The 18,659-nt window shown below is 59.9% G+C and carries 18 protein-coding genes and 1 pseudogene; 12 read left to right on the top strand and 7 right to left on the bottom strand.

The window, feature by feature from the left end:
* Positions 1 to 107: 107 nt before the first annotated feature.
* A complete protein-coding gene (locus ACR9YP_RS17105; RefSeq protein WP_474220491.1) occupies positions 108 to 404 on the top strand; it encodes a hypothetical protein in 297 nt (98 codons plus the stop codon).
* 15 nt (positions 405 to 419) lie between these two features.
* Positions 420 to 776 (top strand): annotated as a pseudogene (locus ACR9YP_RS17100) (MFS transporter); the annotation flags it as partial.
* Positions 777 to 1,109: 333 nt separating this feature from the next.
* Here the strand turns inward: ACR9YP_RS17100 and ACR9YP_RS17095 are convergent.
* A complete protein-coding gene (locus tag ACR9YP_RS17095) occupies positions 1,110 to 1,307 on the bottom strand; it encodes a hypothetical protein (RefSeq protein ID WP_438106643.1) in 198 nt (65 codons plus the stop codon).
* A 333-nt stretch (positions 1,308 to 1,640) separates the two neighbouring features.
* Here ACR9YP_RS17095 and ACR9YP_RS17090 point away from each other — a divergent pair, with 333 nt between their 5' ends.
* Positions 1,641 to 1,841 carry a hypothetical protein gene (locus tag ACR9YP_RS17090; RefSeq protein ID WP_370989743.1) on the top strand — a complete coding sequence of 67 codons (201 nt, stop codon included), beginning with the start codon at positions 1,641 to 1,643 and terminating at the stop codon, positions 1,839 to 1,841.
* Positions 1,838 to 2,053, top strand: coding sequence for a hypothetical protein (locus ACR9YP_RS17085; RefSeq protein ID WP_091898891.1), 216 nt, complete (start codon positions 1,838 to 1,840; stop codon positions 2,051 to 2,053). Before ACR9YP_RS17090 ends, ACR9YP_RS17085 begins: the two co-directional genes overlap by 4 nt.
* 118 nt (positions 2,054 to 2,171) lie before the next feature.
* On the opposite strand, the gene ACR9YP_RS17080 is transcribed toward ACR9YP_RS17085, so the two are convergent.
* Entirely contained in the window at positions 2,172 to 2,420 is a 249-nt protein-coding gene (locus ACR9YP_RS17080; RefSeq protein WP_438106640.1) for a hypothetical protein, read from the bottom strand.
* Positions 2,421 to 2,639: 219 nt separating this feature from the next.
* On the opposite strand from ACR9YP_RS17080, the gene ACR9YP_RS17075 reads away from it, so the two are divergent.
* Positions 2,640 to 2,822, top strand: a complete 183-nt coding sequence (locus ACR9YP_RS17075; protein WP_244551445.1) for a hypothetical protein — start codon at positions 2,640 to 2,642, stop codon at positions 2,820 to 2,822.
* A 1,872-nt stretch (positions 2,823 to 4,694) separates the two neighbouring features.
* Here ACR9YP_RS17075 and ACR9YP_RS17070 read toward each other — a convergent pair.
* Together ACR9YP_RS17070 and ACR9YP_RS17065 are read right to left on the bottom strand one after the other, a co-directional pair.
* Positions 4,695 to 4,964 carry an excalibur calcium-binding domain-containing protein gene (locus tag ACR9YP_RS17070; protein ID WP_474221070.1) on the bottom strand — a complete coding sequence of 90 codons (270 nt, stop codon included), beginning with the start codon at positions 4,962 to 4,964 and terminating at the stop codon, positions 4,695 to 4,697.
* A 479-nt stretch (positions 4,965 to 5,443) separates the two neighbouring features.
* A complete protein-coding gene (locus ACR9YP_RS17065; protein WP_474220490.1) occupies positions 5,444 to 5,710 on the bottom strand; it encodes a hypothetical protein in 267 nt (88 codons plus the stop codon).
* 354 nt (positions 5,711 to 6,064) lie between these two features.
* On the opposite strand from ACR9YP_RS17065, the gene ACR9YP_RS17060 reads away from it, so the two are divergent.
* From ACR9YP_RS17060 to ACR9YP_RS17040, 5 genes are all read left to right on the top strand, one after another.
* On the top strand, positions 6,065 to 6,256 hold the full coding sequence (locus ACR9YP_RS17060; RefSeq protein ID WP_474220489.1) for a hypothetical protein: 192 nt from the start codon (positions 6,065 to 6,067) through the stop codon (positions 6,254 to 6,256).
* A gap of 327 nt (positions 6,257 to 6,583) precedes the next feature.
* Complete coding sequence (locus tag ACR9YP_RS17055; protein WP_474221069.1) at positions 6,584 to 7,000, top strand: ATP-dependent DNA ligase; 417 nt, start codon at positions 6,584 to 6,586, stop codon at positions 6,998 to 7,000.
* Positions 7,001 to 7,564: 564 nt separating this feature from the next.
* Entirely contained in the window at positions 7,565 to 7,915 is a 351-nt protein-coding gene (locus tag ACR9YP_RS17050; protein ID WP_244551444.1) for a response regulator, read from the top strand.
* A gap of 233 nt (positions 7,916 to 8,148) precedes the next feature.
* Positions 8,149 to 8,586 carry a YybH family protein gene (locus ACR9YP_RS17045; RefSeq protein WP_091898887.1) on the top strand — a complete coding sequence of 146 codons (438 nt, stop codon included), beginning with the start codon at positions 8,149 to 8,151 and terminating at the stop codon, positions 8,584 to 8,586.
* A gap of 183 nt (positions 8,587 to 8,769) precedes the next feature.
* The gene (locus ACR9YP_RS17040) at positions 8,770 to 9,048 is read left to right on the top strand and encodes a dodecin family protein (RefSeq protein WP_244551443.1); all 279 of its coding nucleotides are present in this window, start codon (positions 8,770 to 8,772) and stop codon (positions 9,046 to 9,048) included.
* A 701-nt stretch (positions 9,049 to 9,749) separates the two neighbouring features.
* On the opposite strand, the gene ACR9YP_RS17035 is transcribed toward ACR9YP_RS17040, so the two are convergent.
* A complete protein-coding gene (locus tag ACR9YP_RS17035) occupies positions 9,750 to 11,999 on the bottom strand; it encodes an ABC transporter substrate-binding protein (RefSeq protein ID WP_176946161.1) in 2,250 nt (749 codons plus the stop codon).
* Between the two features lie 702 nt (positions 12,000 to 12,701).
* On the opposite strand from ACR9YP_RS17035, the gene ACR9YP_RS17030 reads away from it, so the two are divergent.
* Positions 12,702 to 12,995, top strand: a complete 294-nt coding sequence (locus ACR9YP_RS17030) for a GYD domain-containing protein (protein ID WP_474220488.1) — start codon at positions 12,702 to 12,704, stop codon at positions 12,993 to 12,995.
* Positions 12,996 to 13,195: 200 nt separating this feature from the next.
* On the opposite strand, the gene ltrA is transcribed toward ACR9YP_RS17030, so the two are convergent.
* Both ltrA and ACR9YP_RS17020 read right to left on the bottom strand, forming a co-directional pair.
* Entirely contained in the window at positions 13,196 to 14,671 is a 1,476-nt protein-coding gene (ltrA, locus tag ACR9YP_RS17025; protein ID WP_474220487.1) for a group II intron reverse transcriptase/maturase, read from the bottom strand.
* A gap of 419 nt (positions 14,672 to 15,090) precedes the next feature.
* On the bottom strand, positions 15,091 to 16,530 hold the full coding sequence (locus tag ACR9YP_RS17020; protein ID WP_474220486.1) for an IS1182 family transposase: 1,440 nt from the start codon (positions 16,528 to 16,530) through the stop codon (positions 15,091 to 15,093).
* 169 nt (positions 16,531 to 16,699) lie between these two features.
* Here ACR9YP_RS17020 and ACR9YP_RS17015 point away from each other — a divergent pair, with 169 nt between their 5' ends.
* On the top strand, positions 16,700 to 17,740 hold the full coding sequence (locus ACR9YP_RS17015; protein WP_474220485.1) for an IS110 family RNA-guided transposase: 1,041 nt from the start codon (positions 16,700 to 16,702) through the stop codon (positions 17,738 to 17,740).
* Positions 17,741 to 18,659: the final 919 nt, after the last annotated feature.

Genomic DNA, 18,659 nt, shown 5'->3' with positions numbered 1-18,659 from the left:
AATTCGAGTATGGGTGGATCCGCGGTTCCGCCGCCGCGGCATTCGTATTGGGGACATTGACTGCTGGACAGCTGATAAGCCCCACGGATCTCTCGCCGATTATCTGGATGAATGCTGTCTTCCTGATCGCCGCCGCTGGCGCCACAGCACTGGTGCCCCGGGCTGGTCAAGCCGCATTGCAAACCGCGCCATTCTTTCCTGCGTCAGAGCTGCAAGCTCTACTCAGGATCTCGCGGTTTCGAATCGTTCTTGTCGTCACAGCTTTTGTCTATGGCAGCCATGCTGTGCACGATGCGTTTGCTGTGATCAGGCGGAGCCAAGCCGACATTAGCACTTCCGCGATTAGCTTCCTTTGGTCGGAGGCGGTACTTGCTGAGGTGTTGGTGTTCATGCTCGCCGGTTGAGAGCTCCTCGATCGGCTTGGGGTGCGTAGTGCGGCCGTTTTGGCGGCTACGGCGGGAGTCATTCGCTGGTCTGTAGCCGGCGCAACCACCTCGGTGTTGCTGCTCTCACTAATACAGCCGTTACACGGGTTGACATTCGCTTTGCTTCACCTCGCTTGCATGCGGATGATGACAACCTTGGTCGCACCAAGTGTCGCCGCAACTGCACACGCTCTTTATGCATTTGGCTCGGGCGTGGTCACGGCGGTACTCACCTTCGCGTCTGGTGCACTCTACGTCTCGTGGGCCGGAGCCGCGTTCTTTCCCATGGCAGCCCTCTGCGCCGCAACGCTCCCATTCGCCTGGTTTGGCTTCGCCAACGGGAGAGATTGATCCGTCGCTCGTGCGAGCGCAGACAGGACTTACGAACGCCGCCTACTTCCCCTGGCTGCTCCCCGCCTCTCGCAGATTGCCGGTGATATACGTGCGGCGTCCGGTCCGTTACAGCTGCGTCTTCACGACCTCGTCGGCGCCCGGCGCCACCGCTGCCGGGAACGAGCGGCAAGATGCCGCGTTGCATCGCCGTGCGCGGATCAATGCGCGATCCCTTGTTGGCGCGCGCCGATGCCGCCCTCCTCGAAGCCGACCGGGCCATTTGCGCCCATGCCAGGCAAATCCGCGCGCTGCAAACCGGCCTGCTGCCGACAGTCGCGATCGCGACGACGGTCAGCGCTCGTCCTCCGGCGAAGAGCTGGGCTCGCCGGGGAAAGGCTCGTGGGTCCTGCGGCCCAGAAACGTGTCCGGCACCGGCTGCTTCAGGATCTCGCACGATCGCGCGACGAGGTCGCGAATGTATGCACTCTGCCTCGCGATAGCGGCAGCCTCGTCGTGAATGCGGCGCGTATGATTGTCGTTGTCCGGCACGGCCGTGCTCCCTTGCTTTGCAGGCGGGAGCGCGCTCGGTCTCTCAGCCACCGACGCCCACGGACAAAGCCTTGGCCGGTGATGAGGGTCAACGACCTGAGGCTGCCTTTGTTCAAAACTGGACATTACAAATTGCCTGCACTCAAGATGAGTAAGTGGCACAAACGGCTGAAATTGCACCCGAAAATTAGCTCTCGCAGCATATCAAAAGATACAGACTCTCCGCAGATGGAGGCGTAGGGTTAACCTATCACCGCACGGTCCGTGGCATTTATCGGTGATGAGAACGCCCTGATTGCGCTCCCGCCCCACTTAGACAAAGGGAGATGCGCCATGCTGAAGCGGCGACGCTTCAAACAAACCAAGACACTTTCCGAACGGCTGGCAGACGAGGCCGCGCGCTGTCGCGACGAAGCCCGCGTGTTGGCGCCGGGACGCCGCCGCGAACTGCTGCTGCGCAAGGCGCGGCAGGATGAGACCGCCATGCAGATCGACGCCTGGCTGCATTCGCCGGGGCTGAGGACTCCGACATGAGCGATCACTGCCATCAATATCGCGCTTACCTCGTCGGCGATGATGGCGTCTTCCGCTCCGCCGAGGCGTTCGAGGCGGCGTCCGACGCCTCCGCCCTCACCTTCGCACGGCAGTTCACCCGCCACGGCAAGGTCGAGGTCTGGCAGCTCGGCCGCAAGATCGCCGTGCTGGAGCCCGAGCAGCCGCCGCCGAACTTGCTCACGCCTCAATGATCGCGCGCGCGATCGCGTCTTGAGATTCTCGATCTCAAACCAGAATGTCACCTGCATCACGGGACCGCCGTCGTCGCGCAGGTCGATCGCCTCGTCTGCCTGCCCCTCCAAGGCCCGCTCATTCCTCCGTCAGCTTTCGTGCAATGTAGGCGTCCACCGTCTCCGCGAACGAGCGCTGCACGCCGACCGCGGCCCCGTGCTGGTCGCGTGCGTCGCGCTGGAGCTCGCACAGGCCGCGCCCACGCGCGCTGGCCGGCGTGATGGCCAGATACTGATCGATGGCATTTTCGGCGAGCGGGATCGCCTGGGGATCTCCCCTCGCGATCAAAAGACGCAGGAGGCTCTGGCAATCGGCCAAACCCGACATGCGATTCGCGCCTCACCCGCGCGAGGATTTCGGCTTCGGCTTCCTGACCGGCTGAGTGTGGGTGCCGAACAGCGCCAAAAGCAACGCGACTTCTTCCTTCGAACCGATCTGAATCATGATTGTCTCTCCTTTTCGATCCGTTGGTCGGGGCCCGCGGCTGAGGAGTTCAGGACAATCGGGTTTCAGGATTGTTTCAGCCGTGTTTCGCGAGCCGTGAAAGTGCCCGAGCAGGATCGCGCCCGCCTCGATGCGCTGCTCGATGAGATGTCCGTGAACCTTCGAGACCGCAGCTCGGCCTGGCAGAAGGCCGGCTGGACCGACTTCGACGCCGCAAGCCCGCCGCTCGCTCCCGACGACATCCGCCGCGAGCGCGAGCTATACGGAGTAGGCACGCGGCGATAGGCCGGGTCGGACCCAACAAGACAAAGGCCCCGCGATGCGGGGCCTTTTTTGATATTGGAGGATCGAACCGACCAAGTCATGTACTCATTGAGCGAGCGGCAGACCGATGTCCCGTCACCCCCCGACATCGGACGAAGAGCGGACATTCTCCGAGGTCACAGATGGGCCAGGAGGCGACTCTCGCGGCACTGAACCAAGCAGTGCAGTTGCAGTTTCGAACAATCTCAGCTTGCAATCGTGTTTAGCTGCTTTAGCTTCTAAGTGGGTTAGGCTTGACGGTGTTTCGTTGCCAAAGATTGTACCAGCAAAAGGTCCGCGAAAGTGGGGCGGTGTCGGCTTACTGTTGATTGCGACCAATATCACAAGCCCTGCGCGATCGGCTTCTGGCGATGAAGTAATGCTGAACGGCGCTGAGGCACTCAAGTTTCTCGTCGGGAAGACTCTGAGATCAGTCGGAAATGGGAAATCGGCTCCTGATCGCCGCTACTTTCTAACCGAAACCGTCGAGTACTATTGTCGGGGGTGGAATCCCTCCGAAGTGCCTCCCAAAGACCGAACGCGCTTAGCCGAGGCTGCGGGGTGTGACCTTTTGCTCGTGTCCATCAAAGAAAGTCGGCTCTGCCAAAGCGCTCAGTACGAGCAGTGTGCAGATCGCTCATTTTCTCTGATCTTTACCCCGCGCTCCAGTTCGGCGTCGGCGAGAGACGGCCAGATCCTTGGCAGGGCCAAGCTCGATCCTAACCCGCTCGATTCTAGGACGAACGAGTTCGATCTGGTCCAAGGTAACACAATCTTTCCGACATTTGATCCCGCCTCACAGCCCCAACTCCTTCAGCCGGATGTCGGGCAACACGCGGCAGAAACACATTATTGTGGGACGACATTGACAGATGCGGAAGCAACTGCGCGGCTGATCGGTGCACCTTGACAGCAAGGGTGAAGCCGACGGTCGCTCAGGCGAGTTTTTCAGCCCAGATGGTCGTGTCGTCGTGATCACAATCCCGACGCACGTACAGGGCGCGGATCTCCAACTTCCTTCAGCCGAAACCGCAGGTGCAATCTTCATCAACCGTTGGAGGATCGAAGATTCAAAACTGTGCCGGACCGAGAATGATGACCCGACAACATATCTGTGCGTGTCCTCAGTACGTCTCCAGTGCTCTGACGCCACCGACAGTTCGGGCGCGGTGCGGTACGCCGTGGGGCATAGCGCCCTAGGCGCGCCCGCCGCTATCGCCAAGGGAAATCCCCTGGGCGTCACCTTTGTCACGCCTAAACGACGGTAGTCCCAGCTCGCCGCATTCGAAAACCTACGACGTGCACACCGATCATCCAACTGGAACTATCTGGTCAGCGACATCTCAACACGAACCAGAGCTTTGTCTGATTAGGATCAAAAACGGCGGTTGATCCAGTTGCAAGCTGCTTCCGGTTCACCCTCAGCAGCAGACCGTTTGATAGACACGGGGAAGTCACCTGCGGGGTCACAAGCAGCGCTCGTCGCAAGCGCAGCGCTACGCCCGGTTTACGGCCGAGATCCGACAAGCATCGAGCTCGCCGTTCAACGGCGAGGGCCGGCCTCAGGCAGGGAGCCCACCCGTAAATTTCCCAAGTGTCTGTCATTACGCTCGCTGGTTAACTGGTGCGGATCGAGCGCCGCACCATGAAAACGCCAAAGCCAAAGCAATGGGCCGAGCAGGAGGTCCGCCGATTAATTAGGCTCGCGCGGCAGGGAGTTGGCGCATCGAGAATAGCCGCCGAACTGGGCCGCCACGCCGGATCGGTTAGGCGAATGGCGCGAACCATCGGAGTACTGTTGAAGAAGTAGCCGTTGGGAGCGCCGAAAACGACTGGGCCGTTGAGCCTTTTGGTCTAGCCGTTGTTAGTCGAAAATACCGGCGAAGCAGCTCCCCGCCGTGACGGCCATGGCTCGCAAGCAATTCCATCCCCGTCGCGGTCGTGGTGTTTCCAATAGCCGGGCTCCCCCCGCCTCGCGGGTGCCAAGCCGACTAAGCGGGCAAACTCACAGTTGGGGGCGGACGCAATATGTCTGAGCGTTGTCGTGATCGGCCAAGAACTCGAAACAAGGAGCCAAATAGCCGGATAGGCAACCAAAATGGCAGCGATTGCGATCAATGCCATCATAGCCCACCGCAGCTTAGTAGTACGATCATGGCGCGCCGATACCGCACGCTGCAATTCACGCAGTCGCTGTTCAGGACCAGGACCGGGACGAACGGGCTTGGGGTTCGGAAGGTGCGGCATGGCTAGACCAGGGAAATGCCGAGCAACGCCTGAGACCTACAGCCCAAAGCCTCGGCCAATCTCGTGCATCAGCCTGAGTGCCGCGTCGGTATTGCGGCCATAGAAAAGCGCGCGATCAAGCTGAGAAAAGATGCCCATTCCAAATAGCGCGATAGCGATGCCTCTAAACATGGTTGTGACCGGGTTGAACAATGCTGCGAAAGTTCAAAAACGGCCCCAGCCGCAGGATGGGGTTAAACAGCCGGGGCCGGCATTCCCATTCCAATGTGCCGCAATCGGCGGTAATCGGCACGCGCTTAGCTAGTCACAAGAAAGCTAACGAACTGTTTCGCTTGTCTCTGCGCCGTTGCGTAAGTTCAATGTGAAGCGCAAAGAGGACACTCACCATCTGCCGCTATGTTCAGCTGCCGGGCGATTTCTTCCCTGAGGTCTTGCGTCTCCCAGTGCGTGCCGTCGCTCTTGACGATCCTCTTGGCACGCTCAAAGGCGTGGCTGTCGACTGCATCGTCGCATACGCGGACGATGACATCAGCATGGAACGGGCAGACTGCGATTGCACGGGTTGTTTCTAGGGCATAGCGCACGGTTGCGTTGAGATGGTCGGCACAATCTTTGGTGCACATGTCGAGCCTCCAATGATCTCGCCCAAGCAGTCGGTAAGAGCATGAAAACGAGGCCAGGCGTGCCTCGGAGCCCCGGGGCCTCATAACCTCAGCAGCCCGACAACAGGCTGTTCGGCTACGTGTCCAGCCTATCCGGGGACCAGGATCTCGCTTTGATGCTGCGCAAAGCCCCCTCGGACCAGCCTGCCCTCCTTAGGGGCTGGAGGGGCAACAGGGGGCAGGCGGTCCGACGGCTGGCGCGTGAGGAGGTGCGCCATGCAATTGGACGCTAGTCCACTTCGGCGATTTCGCTTGTTCACTTGTGACCTGGAACAAGTATTTGTAACGTTCCCACAAGGGAACATGAGGCCGCAAATGAAAGACATGCAGGCCCAGCTAGAGAAGCGTCGGCGAGACGCCGCTGAGTGCGCCCTTATTCGAGATTTGGCAACCGACCCCAAAAAGCGTGAGTTGTTTGCCAGATTGGCCGAACACCTTGCTGTGCTCGCATCGGCACATCGGCAGTTGCGCGGCGGCGATCAGGGTGAGACTCCGCTCTCATCCTGATTGTCGCGCTATAGGCAGTGGAGCAAGCTATCGGAGAGAGCGCCGGTAGCGAAATTACCCCTGATCTGCCGCCAAGGCCGTAGAGCAGGCCGCCAGCTTGTGGCCGGTTGCCCAAGCTCCATCTCGTATTCAGGCGGCAAATGCCTATTTTTCCCGCATGCTTTTATTTGAATTTTGCCTGCCGACCAGGGGCATAACGGTCCCGGACGGCCGATTGGCTTCATGAAGTGAAATACGATGGGTATCGCCTCCGCCTGGAGCGTGATGGCGACCGTGCGCGCCTGATCACGCGCGGCGGCTACAAATTGGACCAGCCGCTACCCCTGGATAGTCGAGGCCGCCCGCAAGGTTCGCCAGAAGCACTTCGTGCTCGATGGCGAGGCGGTCGTACTGGGCGTCGATGGCATCTCAGATTTTAATGCGCTCCACTCGCGCAAGCACGATCACGAAGTGCAGTTCTGCGCCTTCGATATCCTCGCCGAAGGGCGTGACGACCTCCGCATGCTCCCGCTGTCGATGCGAAAGGCGAACTTGGAGCGCCTGCTGGCGCGCCGTCCTGAAGGCGTCTTCGTCAGTCCCTTCGAACGTGGCGAGCTTGGGCCTGACCTGTTTCGAGCTGCCTGCAAACTGGGACTTGAAGGGCTGGTGTCGAAGCGGCGGGACCGCCCGTATCAGGCCGGACGGAGTAAGTACTGGGTCAAAGTGAAGAACCGTAGTCACCCAGCGATGAAGCGGGAATTGTAAAGCAGCCGAGTAGAGATCGTAACGCCCAGAACGAGAGTCCGATGCGCCAGGCGAGGTCCGGAGTAGTGCCCGGGCCTCATAACCTCAGCAGCCTGACAAGAGGTCGTTCGGCTACATGGCCAGCCTAGGCGAAGCGTGCCCCCTCGGGCCAACCGGCCTTCGTAGCGGAGAGGGAATGTGGCCGGCGGTCCGATGGGCGGGCGCCGTGGCATGCGCCACGCGGCCAGCATGATAGTCCGGCTGGCCGGAACGTAGTGTTACACGGGGCGGCGGGATGGATTTGTAATGTTCCCGCGACGGAACGAGAACCTACCGCTTTCGAATGCTACCGGCGCGAAAAGCTGGCTCCGGCCATCAATAGTGACATCGCCATGTTCCCCCAAGCGTAGCGTCTTGTTTCGAAGGTCTGAGGAGCAAGTCCATGCGACGGCGGAAGCCGACAATGAGAGCGGTGCTACTGGACATCGCCGACAGGGGCTGCCGTGCCGCACGGCTGCTGTTTTCGCGAAATGCACGCACGCATGCGAAAGCCGAACAGGCCGTACCGGGTCCGGAGATTGACAAATGGCTCGCATCGCCGGGACTGAGGCCGCCGATGTAGGGCCGGAAGGGCTCACGCATCCCGCGATCGATAAGCTGGCTGGTTACCGGGTTCTGGTTGTCGAAGATGAATACTTTTTGGCTAGTGATTTGGCCGAGGACTTGAAGGCGCACGGCGCGATAGTAGTCGGCCCTATTGCCGAACTCTCAGAGGCGAACGATCAAGTTGCAAATGGCGGCATTGACGTTGCTGTTCTTGATGTCGATCTGCGCGGAGAGCATCCCCTTTGTCTTTGCGACCGGCTACGGCCCCGAGGTGTTGACCGACCGCTTTCGAAGCGTGCGGTGGTTGGAAAAGCCCGTCGAGCCGTCTGAGCTGATCCGGGAGATCAGACAGTTGTGCGGACGTAAGCGCGACTAGGTTGGAATGGTTTTGCTCTGACCGATATGTCGCGATTTTGGGCGCGCGATCCCTTAGCTTATCGCGAGAGGTCCATAGCTTTTGGCATAGCGAGGCGGCGTGAAAGTGAGGTGATAAGAGTGATGTGGATCCCAAAGTAACGGGTAGGTCTCTCGTTTGTTCGCCGACTTAAACAGAGGAGATTTTTATGCGTCTTATCCAAGCATCAGTATTGGTCATTTGTATGCTCACCGCGCCGGCAATATCGTTCGCCGCCGATGCTAAGAGCGATGTAGAGAAAGCGTACGCGGCATGGGATGCCGCTTTCAACAAGAAAGATGCGAAGGCACTTGCTGCGGACTATGTCTCGACCGCTAAGCTGCTGCCGCCTACACACCAAGTCTCGTCCGGTCCAGCGGAGATCGAGAAGTTCTGGGACGGCCTCTTCGCCGCGGGCGTGACAGGCCATAAGCTGGAGGTCATCGACGCTGGGGGAGACGACAAGGTTATCTTTGCCTCGGCTAAATGGAGCGCCACGGGCAAGGACAAGGAGGGTAAGCCGACACCCTTGAGCGGCATGGCCGTGCACGTATTCGAGCGCCAAGCGGATGGCGCGCTGAAACTAAGGCTTCAGACCTTTAATTGAGTTGGCCTAGGCTGACGGAACTCTGGATGACCGCCTCCACGAGACTCGAAAGGGCCCCGACGCTGGCACGTCGGGGCCCTTCTAGATCATCAGGCCGGTTACATCCGCCGTGCCTTATGATCTTTGGTACCTCGATTAACGCTCGCGATCTGGTGCAGAACGTGGCACGGCGAAGGCATCAGCGTGATCACATGCGGCACGAAAGCGCTCGGCCGCCAGCTCGGCCTTCCGCCAATCGGCCCGGCGCTGCCCCTCCGATGCGCTGCGTGTCTCAACCTCCCCGGTACCAGCAGCGACTCATGGGAGAAGGCGGCCGCCAATGCGGTCGAGCAAGCTGCAAAATCTCTCCGGGATCTTCGCATCGCAGAGGTCGTCAAGCTCGATATGCAACTGGATGACAAAGGAAAGGTTGAGGCCTATCGCGCCAAGCTCAACGTATCGTTCAAGTTCGAGGGCTCCTGAGCCTCAGCACCTCGCCCCTTTGCGGGGCGAGGTGGGTTATTAGAATCGATGCGGTGACAGGCGCGCACATCTGGGCCGACAGGAGCGCGACCTAACGGACGTGTTCGCCCTCTAGGACGAAGTCGCCGTTGCTGTCGTCTCGGCCATTGAGCCGAAATTGCTTCAAACGGAAATTGCGTTGGCGACGCGACGGCGGCCGAACAACCTTACGGCCTATGATTTCTATCTTCAGGCTCTGCCTGTCCGCATCGAGACAAACCCTCGCGCCGGTTCGACTTGGGCTGAACCTGCTCGCCAATTACCGCGCCGCCCTTCGCGAAAGGCACGAACGCCGATGGCTAAAGGCCAACTTGTCCGCCTGGGCGACATGGCGCTCCACGATATCGGTATCTCGCGCGGCGAGATCGACTGCGTCGCCGCGAACCGAGATGTCGATCCACGAGGCGTCCGATCCGCAGGATGACCCCACAACTGATAACGGTGGATGGCTGGCATTGGAGACGCCGGGCCTGTCGTTGCCCTGACGCCAACTTCCGGATCGGGGCATGAGCGTCGGTTTGAGCGTTAGCGGGTGACTTCTGGTCTCACCTCGACTTCGGACTTTTCCCCGTGCCGCGCGATTGGTCGCGAAGGGCCAGATCCGGACCCATGCTGCGAACTTCAAGAAGGTGTGGCGGACCGGCGAGGTATCCACGCTTGCCTCACACGGCATAACGCCGGTAGAGCACGACGATTACAGCGAGTGCCGTCCCGGCATAAATGACCCGCGCTGCGTGATCCAAAATAATAGCGGCGCGCTTTCGGCCGGCGTCTCGAAGTTTTTCATGTTTGTAGCCCGCCAATATCGTCATCAGGCATAGTATGAAGAAAATGTAGAACATCTCTTCGACTACCACCGTGTATCCGACATCGCCGACCTGACTGGCGACCGTCACGAGCAGCACCGCGCTCGCCAGGATCGAGGTCACTGGAATCGTCACGCGTTCACGAAACATGGTTTCGGGAAAGAACAGCGTCGCGAACACGACGAGCACGAGCAGAAACAGCGGCAGCAGGTTCTTCAGCATGTAGATGGCGGAGCTGCGGCGCAGCATGATGGTCGCATCGAAGCCTGCGAATTCCGTCATTGCCTCGGCACCAAACAAAGACGCCTTTCCGAGCGTCGATCCGCTGGACTGAGATTCGGCAAAATAGTTCAGTCCGAGAAATCGCCAGAGCTGAAGTCCGGAATAGGCCCCGTCCTCGGCCCGCGAGCTTCCATCATCGGCGAGGCGCAAGCCGAACCGATCGATGACGTAGGTGATGAGTTCGCGACGCTGTTCCGTATTCTGGAGATGCAGGCGCAGTTGCTGCGTGTCGAATGGATAATCATGGAGATCGAAACGAGCCTTGAAATCGCCGCTGATGCGATAGAGCCGATAGCTCAGGCCGTCTTCTCGTCCAGCCTGAATTGGCCGAGCCGGATCGAACGCCCCGCGATCCGCCAAGGCCGGAAATTCGACATGCGTCTGCGCCTCATCGTCGCCGGCGAACCGCATCCAAAGATAGAAGTCGACACTGAACGAATTCAGTTTCACGTCGATCCGATTGACGCGAATAATGTCGATGCCGGTATAAACGACGCGCTGTATCCAGTAGTGTCGGTCGCCGAACGTGACGACATGGCCCTCCTCTCGTTCCGCGGCGAGATCGATTCCTTTGGGCTGATCGATGCGCACGAGTTGCAGCGGCGCAGTGACGAACAAACCGTAACGGAAGAAACCCAGTCGAATCGGGCGCGGAATGTCGCGGTTCCCGTTGAAATAGAGCCGCCCAGTCAGCCCGACGACCGCCGATTTCGGATCGTCGATCGCGGCGAGCGCGACGCGCAGACGGTCGCGATCTGCAACCTTGCTGTCGGATCGTTTCTGAATCCCCTGCCCCATAAACCGGGGATGTACGGCAGCTCGTTTTAGCGCATCGATCATCAGGCGCGCAGCGTCATACGAGCCGCCGGCAACCCAGCTTGGCAAGGTTCCCGCTTTCGCTTTGTAGTCGGCGGCAAAGACCTGCGCTGCCACGCCGGCACTGTCGAACATCAGCGAGGAAGCAGCATACAGATTCTCGCTGAAGAAACCCGGCTGCGCGTTTTCCTCGGGCTCATTGGCGAAATTCTGCAAATAGCTTTCGCGGGCCGCGGCTTGGGATGCAATGATCATTCCCTTGATGCCGCGGCGGCGGAGCGCCTTGACGATGTCTGCGCTAAAATCGGTCGCCGCGCCGACGACAATAACACCGGGCCCGGGCTCCTGCGCGGCAGCGTCCAGCGCCTCATCCGTCGATCCGATCTGACCGGCTGCGACGTCCAGTCCGAACACACGCAACTGCTCCGCCGGATAGGCCGTCGCAAATCCACGCTCAAAACTCTTGCCGTAGGAATCGCGCGTGTGAACGAGACGGACTTTTGGCTCCCTCATCACGGCGCGCAGATGTTCCGCGATCGAGCGCGCCTGCACGGAGACCGGCGACAGCGCGCGAAAATAATATTCACTGTTGTTTGTCAGATCGTCGGCAGCCGAGCTTCCCGTGAGTGCCGGTATCCGCGCATCCTTATATATCGGCGCCGCCGCGAGCGACGCGGAGCTGAGATAATGTCCGAGCACAGCGACGCACGGGCTGTCGGCAATCGCCTGCGCATTCGCGCGCGCCACGGCTGGATTGCTTGCGTCGTCGAACAGAACGAGCTCAATCAGCCGTCCGTTGACACCCCCCTTGGCATTCACCTCGTCGATTGCAAGCTGCGTCGCGACCAGGCTTTCCGCCCCGGCCGGGGCGGACGGGCCAGAGAGCGAATTGGCGAATGCGATGCGAATAGGCTCTGGGCGCGTCCAGAGGATGGCGGCCCAGGCGACAGCAAGCACCAGGACCACGCCCGCAACAACGGCAAGCCACACTGTCGGCCGCTGCTTCATCGTCGATCCTCGTATCGGTCGGCATAAGCCGAGATTCGTCAGATCGAAGCCTCAATCAGGCCGAGATTGCCGCCGCTGACAGCGTTTTTCAAGCCCGCCCCATCGCCACCGGCAGAATCAAGACCACTCAAGGCGGATGAAGGAAAGTGCGTGGTGCCGAAGGTCAGAGCTGTCGGCCGTGGCCTTGTCCACCCTGATGAGCCGACGAGGAGCGGCTTGGCCCGGACTTCGCGTTCGGGCCGATACTGTTGAAAAAGTCGAAAATAGTACCAGCGCAAAAATCTTGCTGAAATCAGCTCAGGGCGAACTCCGAAAGAAAAGCCTTCACGGCAAAGCTAGGAAGACCGCAGAGCGATCCAGTGTAGATTGACGTGGTCCCCCGTGTCTAACGGCGTCGACCGCACCGGTAGCACCTTAGAAAATAGGCGTGCGCGCCACATGGGACTTTTTCAACGGAATCGACCCTTAGCGACGGTTTGCGCGACGCCTGAATATTTCCGAAGTTGAGGGTAGTCCGCACTTTGGCTGCTAACGGCGCTAAACCGGACGCCACGCGGATAGCCCAATTCGGTCGAAAATGACCCCTAGCCGCTTCGAGCGACCCTGAGGGGATCTTGGTGGTTGGGCGGGGTCAGGCAGTGTGGCATAATCCACGACGTGGACCCGTTAAGTCCATTGCTTCTTTGTCAAAGGAGAATCGCCATGTCCACGTACATGCTTCTCTGCAATTTCACCGAGCAAGGTGTTCGGACCATCAAGGACATGCCGCAGCGTCGAGCGGCCGCCAGGGAGTTGGGCAAAAAGTTTGGCGTTGACATCAAGGCCGGCTATCTCGCCATGGGAACATATGACCTCATCATCCACGCCGAGGCCACCGACGATGAGGCCATGGCCAAGTTTCTCTTGTCGCTGGTCGCCATCGGTAACGTACGAACGACTTCGGTCAAGGTGTTCGCGGAAGCGGACGTTGACAAGATCATCGCGGGACTTGCGTAAGCTAACGCAAATCAAAACGAAGGTCAGTTGTTGGCACATAACGTCGGCCAGCGCAGCGACATGTCTGAAGTTGACGACAGATCGGAAATAACAAGCCGACCTTCAAAACAACGCTAATGACCCTGGATCGCGGTAGGGATGCCCATTGCTGGACACCCCCCGCACAGAATCCGGACAAGCCCGATTCGAGCATCCGGCTCTTACCTCGGGTGTTTAACGGCGAAGCGCCGGTCGGGCCATGGATGAAGGATGCGCGGCGCGGGAAGCCAGTCGGCGACCAACTTCGTCATTCGCTCCCACGTGAAGCCGTCTTTCTGGCTGCGCCGCCGAAGCGTGCGGCGCCAGAGGTCGGCCACGTAATGCCGGAACGCTGAGAGCGCCCGACTATTTGTGGGCACGGCATAATAGGCGAAGTGGCCTGTAACGACTTGCCTCAGCCAGTGTCCCTGAGACGGGATAGGCTGATGCATTCTTTGCCGCAGCTCCGCCTTGATTTCCTGCAGCTTCGCCCGCATGCGGTCGCGCCGGGTCTTCCGCTGTAGTTGGAAGGCACCCCGTCGAGATTTCCCGCAGATGAAGGTGAAGCCCAAGAACGCGAAGGTCTCCGGTCTACTGATGCCACGCTTCTTGCGCTCGACTGCCGCATGGCGTCCGAACTCAATCAAGCGGGTCTTGCCCGGATGGAGCGACAGCGAGAATGCCCCGAACCGCTCACGCAGTGCATCAAGGAATCGACGGGAGTCGTCCTCATGCTCGAAGCCTGCGACCAGATCATCTGCATAGCGCACGACGATCATGCCGCCGCGGGCCTCTTGCCGTCGCCAGCGATCGGCCCACAGGTCGAACACGTAGTGCAGGTAGATGTTGGCGAGGAGTGGTGAGATCACCGAACCTTGGCCAGTCCCACTGTCAGCTACGGATACGATCCCGTCTTCGAGGATGCCCGCCTTGAGCCATTTACGGATCAGACGGATGATGCGCTTGTCGCCGATGCGGTGCTCCAGGAAGCGGATCAACCAGTCATGGTTGACGCTGCCAAAGAAGTCCCGGATGTCGGCGTCAAGTATGTGGTTCACCTTCCGGCTGGTGACCGCCACCGCCAAGGCGTCCAGCGCATCGTGCGGCCCTCGTCCAGGTCGGAACCCGTACGAGAACCCGAGGAAATCCTCCTCGTAGATGGCGTTGAGCACCATGGCGCAAGCGCCCTGGACGATCTTGTCCTCCAGGGCCGCGATCGCCAGCGGCCGTTGTCGGCCATCCGCCTTCGGTATGTATGTCCGACGCGATGGATGAGGCCGATACGCTCCTCGGTGGACTCTTCCGTGGAGATCCTCGAGATTGCGCTCAAGGTTCACTTCGTAGTCCTGCCAGGTCACCCCATCGACTCCAGCGGCAGCTTTGCGTTTGAGCGCGTAGAATGCCACCTGGAGCGTGTCGACGTTGACCTGATGGAGAAGCGCGGTGAACCGCTCCTTCTTCCTTTGCCTTGCGGCTTGCCGTACGCGGCTCAGCGCCTGGGTCACGCGCGCCCGGGTCTGCGTCCGGTGCGTGCTTTGCTGATCCGCATTCCCCTTGGTCCCTGCCCTTTGCTCCGCCGCCTCCGCCGCCGGTGGCCCGGCTTTGTTCGGCGACTTCCCAGCTACTACGGCAGAGTCAGACTTCTCCGGATCGTGCATCGACGGCTACGGCTCCTCGCCTTCCCGTCGCGGACCGTCTACCCAGAGGGGCTTTCGGCCAACCCGGAGACCTCCCGGTTCCCGTGCAGGGAGCGTGCGTGCATGCCAAGTTCTTCGACCACGCCGGGTTACCCAAGCGCTTGCGATGACGCTCTTGAGCATGTTGCCTTCCGCTACACAGACAGCGTCGGCACCCGGGATCACTTTTCTATCGCGGCTCAATGGTTGGCCTGCACGTCCCCCTACCGACGCTTCGCCGACATCCTCGCGGATACCTGCGCACGGCTCGGGGTCGATGCGGTTCGCTATTCCTTCATCGTAGTGGACTTGCACCACCTACTCCTTGCCGGTCTCCCGGCGCACCCGTGTGAAAACGGCTTCAAAGGGCATCGGTCCGGAAGCTAGGAACCGCGCCTGTCTCAGGCCGCGATCGCAGTGATCAGTGGCTTGGCCCCGACGATGTTCATGACCCGTGTAAGATTATAGGCCAAGACCGAGAGTGCCATCTCGGCCGCTACTTTTGGGAGCGTTTTGGTGAGGAGGTGTGTCGCTCCCATGCGGGCCTTCATCGTGCCGAACGGATGCTCGACCGTCTCCCGACGCTGACGCATGGCTTCTGGGTTTGCGTCAAGGCGCTGCTGCACAGCCTCAAGCAGATGCTCGTGCTCCCAGCGTGTAATTCGCCGCTCTGGTCCTGTCGTGCACTGCGATTTGAGCGAACAACTTTGACAGGCAGTGGTCCAGTAGCGCCGCAGCATCTTGCCGTCTTCTTCGTTTGTGTAGCGATACGGCAATCGCTCCCCAGCCGGACAGCGATAGGCGTCCTCCTCTGGCAAATAGGCAAAGTCCTGCTTACCGAAGCGCCCCTCCGATTTGGCACCCGACGTCAGCGGCTTGGGCAGAGTTACGGTGATGCCGGCCTCGTGGCACGCGAGGATCTCCGGGCTGTTGAAGTAGCCGCGATCGGCTACAGCTTCGAGCGTCTCGGTCTCGAGAACAGCCTTCGCCTGCCTGGCCATATTGGCGAGTTGTGCCCGATCTGAGCCGCTGTTCGTCACCTCGTGCGCTACGATCAGATGGTGCTCGGTGTCGACGGCGACCTGCACGTTGTAGCCAACGGTGCCGGAGCCCCGGCCGCTTGTCGCCATCGAACGGCTGTCGGGATCGGTCAACGAGATTTGCTGATCGGGTGACGCAAGCATCTGCTTCTCGTAGACGGCAAGCTTGCCCATTTCCTCCCTCAGCTTCGTCAGCTTCTCGGTTAGCCTCGTCACCTTGGCGGCCAACGCCTCGCTCGGCTCCTGCCGGTCGGCCGTGTCCAGTTGGCTCAGATAGCGCGCGACGCTCTCCTCCAGCTGCGCGCGCCGCCGCTCCACCTTCGCGCGTGTGAAGTTCTTGTCCCGGTTGTTCACAGCTTTGAACTTGCTGCCATCGATGGCGACGCTCGACGTCGCGAGGAGACCCATTTCACGGCAGAGTTCGACGAAGCGTGCGCATACCTTGCGGAGCGCCAGGCCATTGTCTTTGCGGAAGTCCGCGATCGTCTTGTGATCAGGTGCGAGCCGGCCCAGCAGCCACATGGTCTCGACATTGCGTCCGGCCTCTCGTTCGAGCCGCCGGCTCGACTGCACCCGGTTCAGATAGCCGTAGATGTAAAGCTTCAGGAGAACCGAGGGATGGTATGACGGCCGACCGGTCGCCGCCGGCTTCACCCCCTCGAAGCTTAGCTCGGCCAAATCGAGCGCATCGACAAACACGTCGATCACGCGAACAGGGTTGCTCTCGTCAATGAAATCATCGAGGCACTCGGGCAATAGCGTCGATTGCCCACGATCCGCCTCCGCAACGAAGCGCTTCATTCCAGCCCCCCGCAAATCGTGCGGGAATCATATCGCGCGAATCACATCAAGCGCAGCGTTTTCACACATGGGGTAATTCCGGGCTCGGAGCCATACTCAGGCTCTGGGAATCAGCTCTCCAGGACTCGACGAGGCCTACCTCAGGGCCTTGCAATGACGGAGAGAGGTAATGGAGCACTATGTCGGATTAGACGTGTCACTGAAACTAACTTCGATCTGCATCGTCGATCGGACAGGAAAGGTCGAGCGCGAAGGGGTGGTTACGTCTGACCCGGAGGCGATCGCGACGTTCATCAAATTGCACGCGCCACACGTCGTTCGGATTGGACTCGAGACCGGAGCAACGTCGACATGGCTGTGGACCGAGCTGAATAAGATCGGGTTACCCGTTATCTGCATTGACGCCAGGCATGCGAAGGCGGTTCTGAAGATGCAGATCAACAAGAGCGACCGAAATGACGCTGCTGGCATAGCGCGTATCATGCAATGTGGTTGGTACAAGGAGGTTTGCGTCAAGGATCTCGATAGTCATGCGACCAAAGCCCTTCTTGTCAGTCGAGCTCTGCTCGTCAGGATCAAGCGGGATATCGAAAATCAAATCCGGGGGCTCCTCAAGAATCTTGGGCTTGTCATCGGACGAGCAAAGATGAATATGTTTGCTGTGCGTGCCGCGCAGTTGGCGGGGGATCGGTCAGAGCTTTTTGCCGCTGTAGATCCATTGCTGAAGGCACGCGAGGCCGTCGAGCAACAGATTGTGGACCTTGACCGCAAGGTGCTGCGGCTGGCTCGCAACAACGCTCAGGTGCGACGGTTCATGACGGCTCCTGGCATCGGCCCGGTCACGGCCCTTTGCTACCTTGCGACGGTCGATGACCCCGCTCGCTTCAAGAGATCACGAAGCGTCGGAGCCTACGCAGGGCTAACGACCCGCCGATACGCATCCGGCGAGATTGACTGGACGGGCCGAATCTCGAAATGCGGCGATAAGATGCTACGAAGTTACCTCTACGAGGCGGCCAATGTGCTGCTCACACGCGCAGCAAAATGGTCAGCACTCAAAGCGTGGGGCATTCGGCTTGCGAAACGAAGCGGGCTACGCAAAGCCAAGGTTGCGGTTGCCCGAAAACTTGCTGTCATTCTGCATCGGATGTGGATCGATGGTACCGAATTTAAATGGTCATCAAAGGATGCTGCTGATCAGCCTGCATAAAGGATAACGAGTTCCCGCCGAACAGCGGGAGCGAACGTCCCTGCCGGGACGCTGGCGTTGGTGAGATCGCCCCTGGCTTTGCGGTGCTCGAAAGGGCAAAGCGCGCTTCACACATTGATCCGCTAACGTCACCTTACGCCATCATGCGGAGGGCACGCCCCTACCGCGGAGAGAACCATGGACCCGGCAAGGATGTTCAAGGAGAGCTTGACCTCACGCCCGGAATTAGAGAACAGCCAGGGTCAAAGGCCGCCCTCGGGAGCTTACCGGAGACGGTCGGCTCATCTCCCAGAGGCAGACATCGCTGCGTCCGATTGAGCGGCCACGGGGCCATTATCCGACATCAACCGTTCGTGGATCATGTTGGCAAGACAGGGTAACGCCACTGCAGAACGCGACGGGAACTGCAGCCAGGCTCAAAGCAATTGCTGGGAGGCCAAGCCAAAGGATTCGTCGGGACCGACCATGCAATGCACGCGTGGATGGGGTAAGCCACTCGTCCGATCAGACTGGCAAGCAGTCGGTCCCCAATCGTTGGACTCGCCGATTGGATATCCCGCCAGTCTTGCTGACAGAAATTCCATCGCCCTGTCCGACACCCCCGTCGTTCGCAGGTATTTAGGAAGTCGGTCGGTCTGGGTTGGGGACCCATTCCTCCGCGGTTGAGTCCCAATGATGGGTGTCGTCGAACTGCTTCCAGAGTGGCTGCTTTTGCTTCCTTTCGCCGTTCTGCCGGTTTGCCTGTGTGCGGACGACAAGCGCCACAGCCATCATTACCCATTCGCGAGCACTATGTCGGGAGTTCCATTTGATTGCTGCAAGCATTGGAGGTCTCCGTCAAGGTAAGAACCTTTCTTCACATTAGCGCGCGCCGCGAGCGAAGGGATGTAAGCTACTTCACAGGCAGTCAAGATCTTCG

The sequence above is a fragment of the Bradyrhizobium sp. BR14999 genome (assembly GCF_056106085.1).
Note: the sequence above shows the minus strand (reverse complement) of the source record. Positions and strands in the feature narration are given on the sequence as shown.

What these genes read in the sequence shown, in the direction of transcription:
- ACR9YP_RS17070 (WP_474221070.1), bottom strand. Translation starts at nt 4,964, where the DNA reads ATGGCATTGATCGCAATCGCTGCCATTTTGGTTGCCTATCCGGCTATT.
- ACR9YP_RS17035 (WP_176946161.1), bottom strand. Translation starts at nt 11,999, where the DNA reads ATGAAGCAGCGGCCGACAGTGTGGCTTGCCGTTGTTGCGGGCGTGGTC.
- ACR9YP_RS17090 (WP_370989743.1), top strand. Translation starts at nt 1,641, where the DNA reads ATGCTGAAGCGGCGACGCTTCAAACAAACCAAGACACTTTCCGAACGG.
- ACR9YP_RS17065 (WP_474220490.1), bottom strand. Translation starts at nt 5,710, where the DNA reads ATGTGCACCAAAGATTGTGCCGACCATCTCAACGCAACCGTGCGCTAT.
- ACR9YP_RS17080 (WP_438106640.1), bottom strand. Translation starts at nt 2,420, where the DNA reads ATGTCGGGTTTGGCCGATTGCCAGAGCCTCCTGCGTCTTTTGATCGCG.
- ACR9YP_RS17045 (WP_091898887.1), top strand. Translation starts at nt 8,149, where the DNA reads ATGCGTCTTATCCAAGCATCAGTATTGGTCATTTGTATGCTCACCGCG.
- ACR9YP_RS17050 (WP_244551444.1), top strand. Translation starts at nt 7,565, where the DNA reads ATGGCTCGCATCGCCGGGACTGAGGCCGCCGATGTAGGGCCGGAAGGG.
- ACR9YP_RS17085 (WP_091898891.1), top strand. Translation starts at nt 1,838, where the DNA reads ATGAGCGATCACTGCCATCAATATCGCGCTTACCTCGTCGGCGATGAT.
- ltrA (WP_474220487.1), bottom strand. Translation starts at nt 14,671, where the DNA reads ATGCACGATCCGGAGAAGTCTGACTCTGCCGTAGTAGCTGGGAAGTCG.
- ACR9YP_RS17030 (WP_474220488.1), top strand. Translation starts at nt 12,702, where the DNA reads ATGTCCACGTACATGCTTCTCTGCAATTTCACCGAGCAAGGTGTTCGG.
- ACR9YP_RS17060 (WP_474220489.1), top strand. Translation starts at nt 6,065, where the DNA reads ATGAAAGACATGCAGGCCCAGCTAGAGAAGCGTCGGCGAGACGCCGCT.
- ACR9YP_RS17105 (WP_474220491.1), top strand. Translation starts at nt 108, where the DNA reads ATGAATGCTGTCTTCCTGATCGCCGCCGCTGGCGCCACAGCACTGGTG.
- ACR9YP_RS17020 (WP_474220486.1), bottom strand. Translation starts at nt 16,530, where the DNA reads ATGAAGCGCTTCGTTGCGGAGGCGGATCGTGGGCAATCGACGCTATTG.
- ACR9YP_RS17015 (WP_474220485.1), top strand. Translation starts at nt 16,700, where the DNA reads ATGGAGCACTATGTCGGATTAGACGTGTCACTGAAACTAACTTCGATC.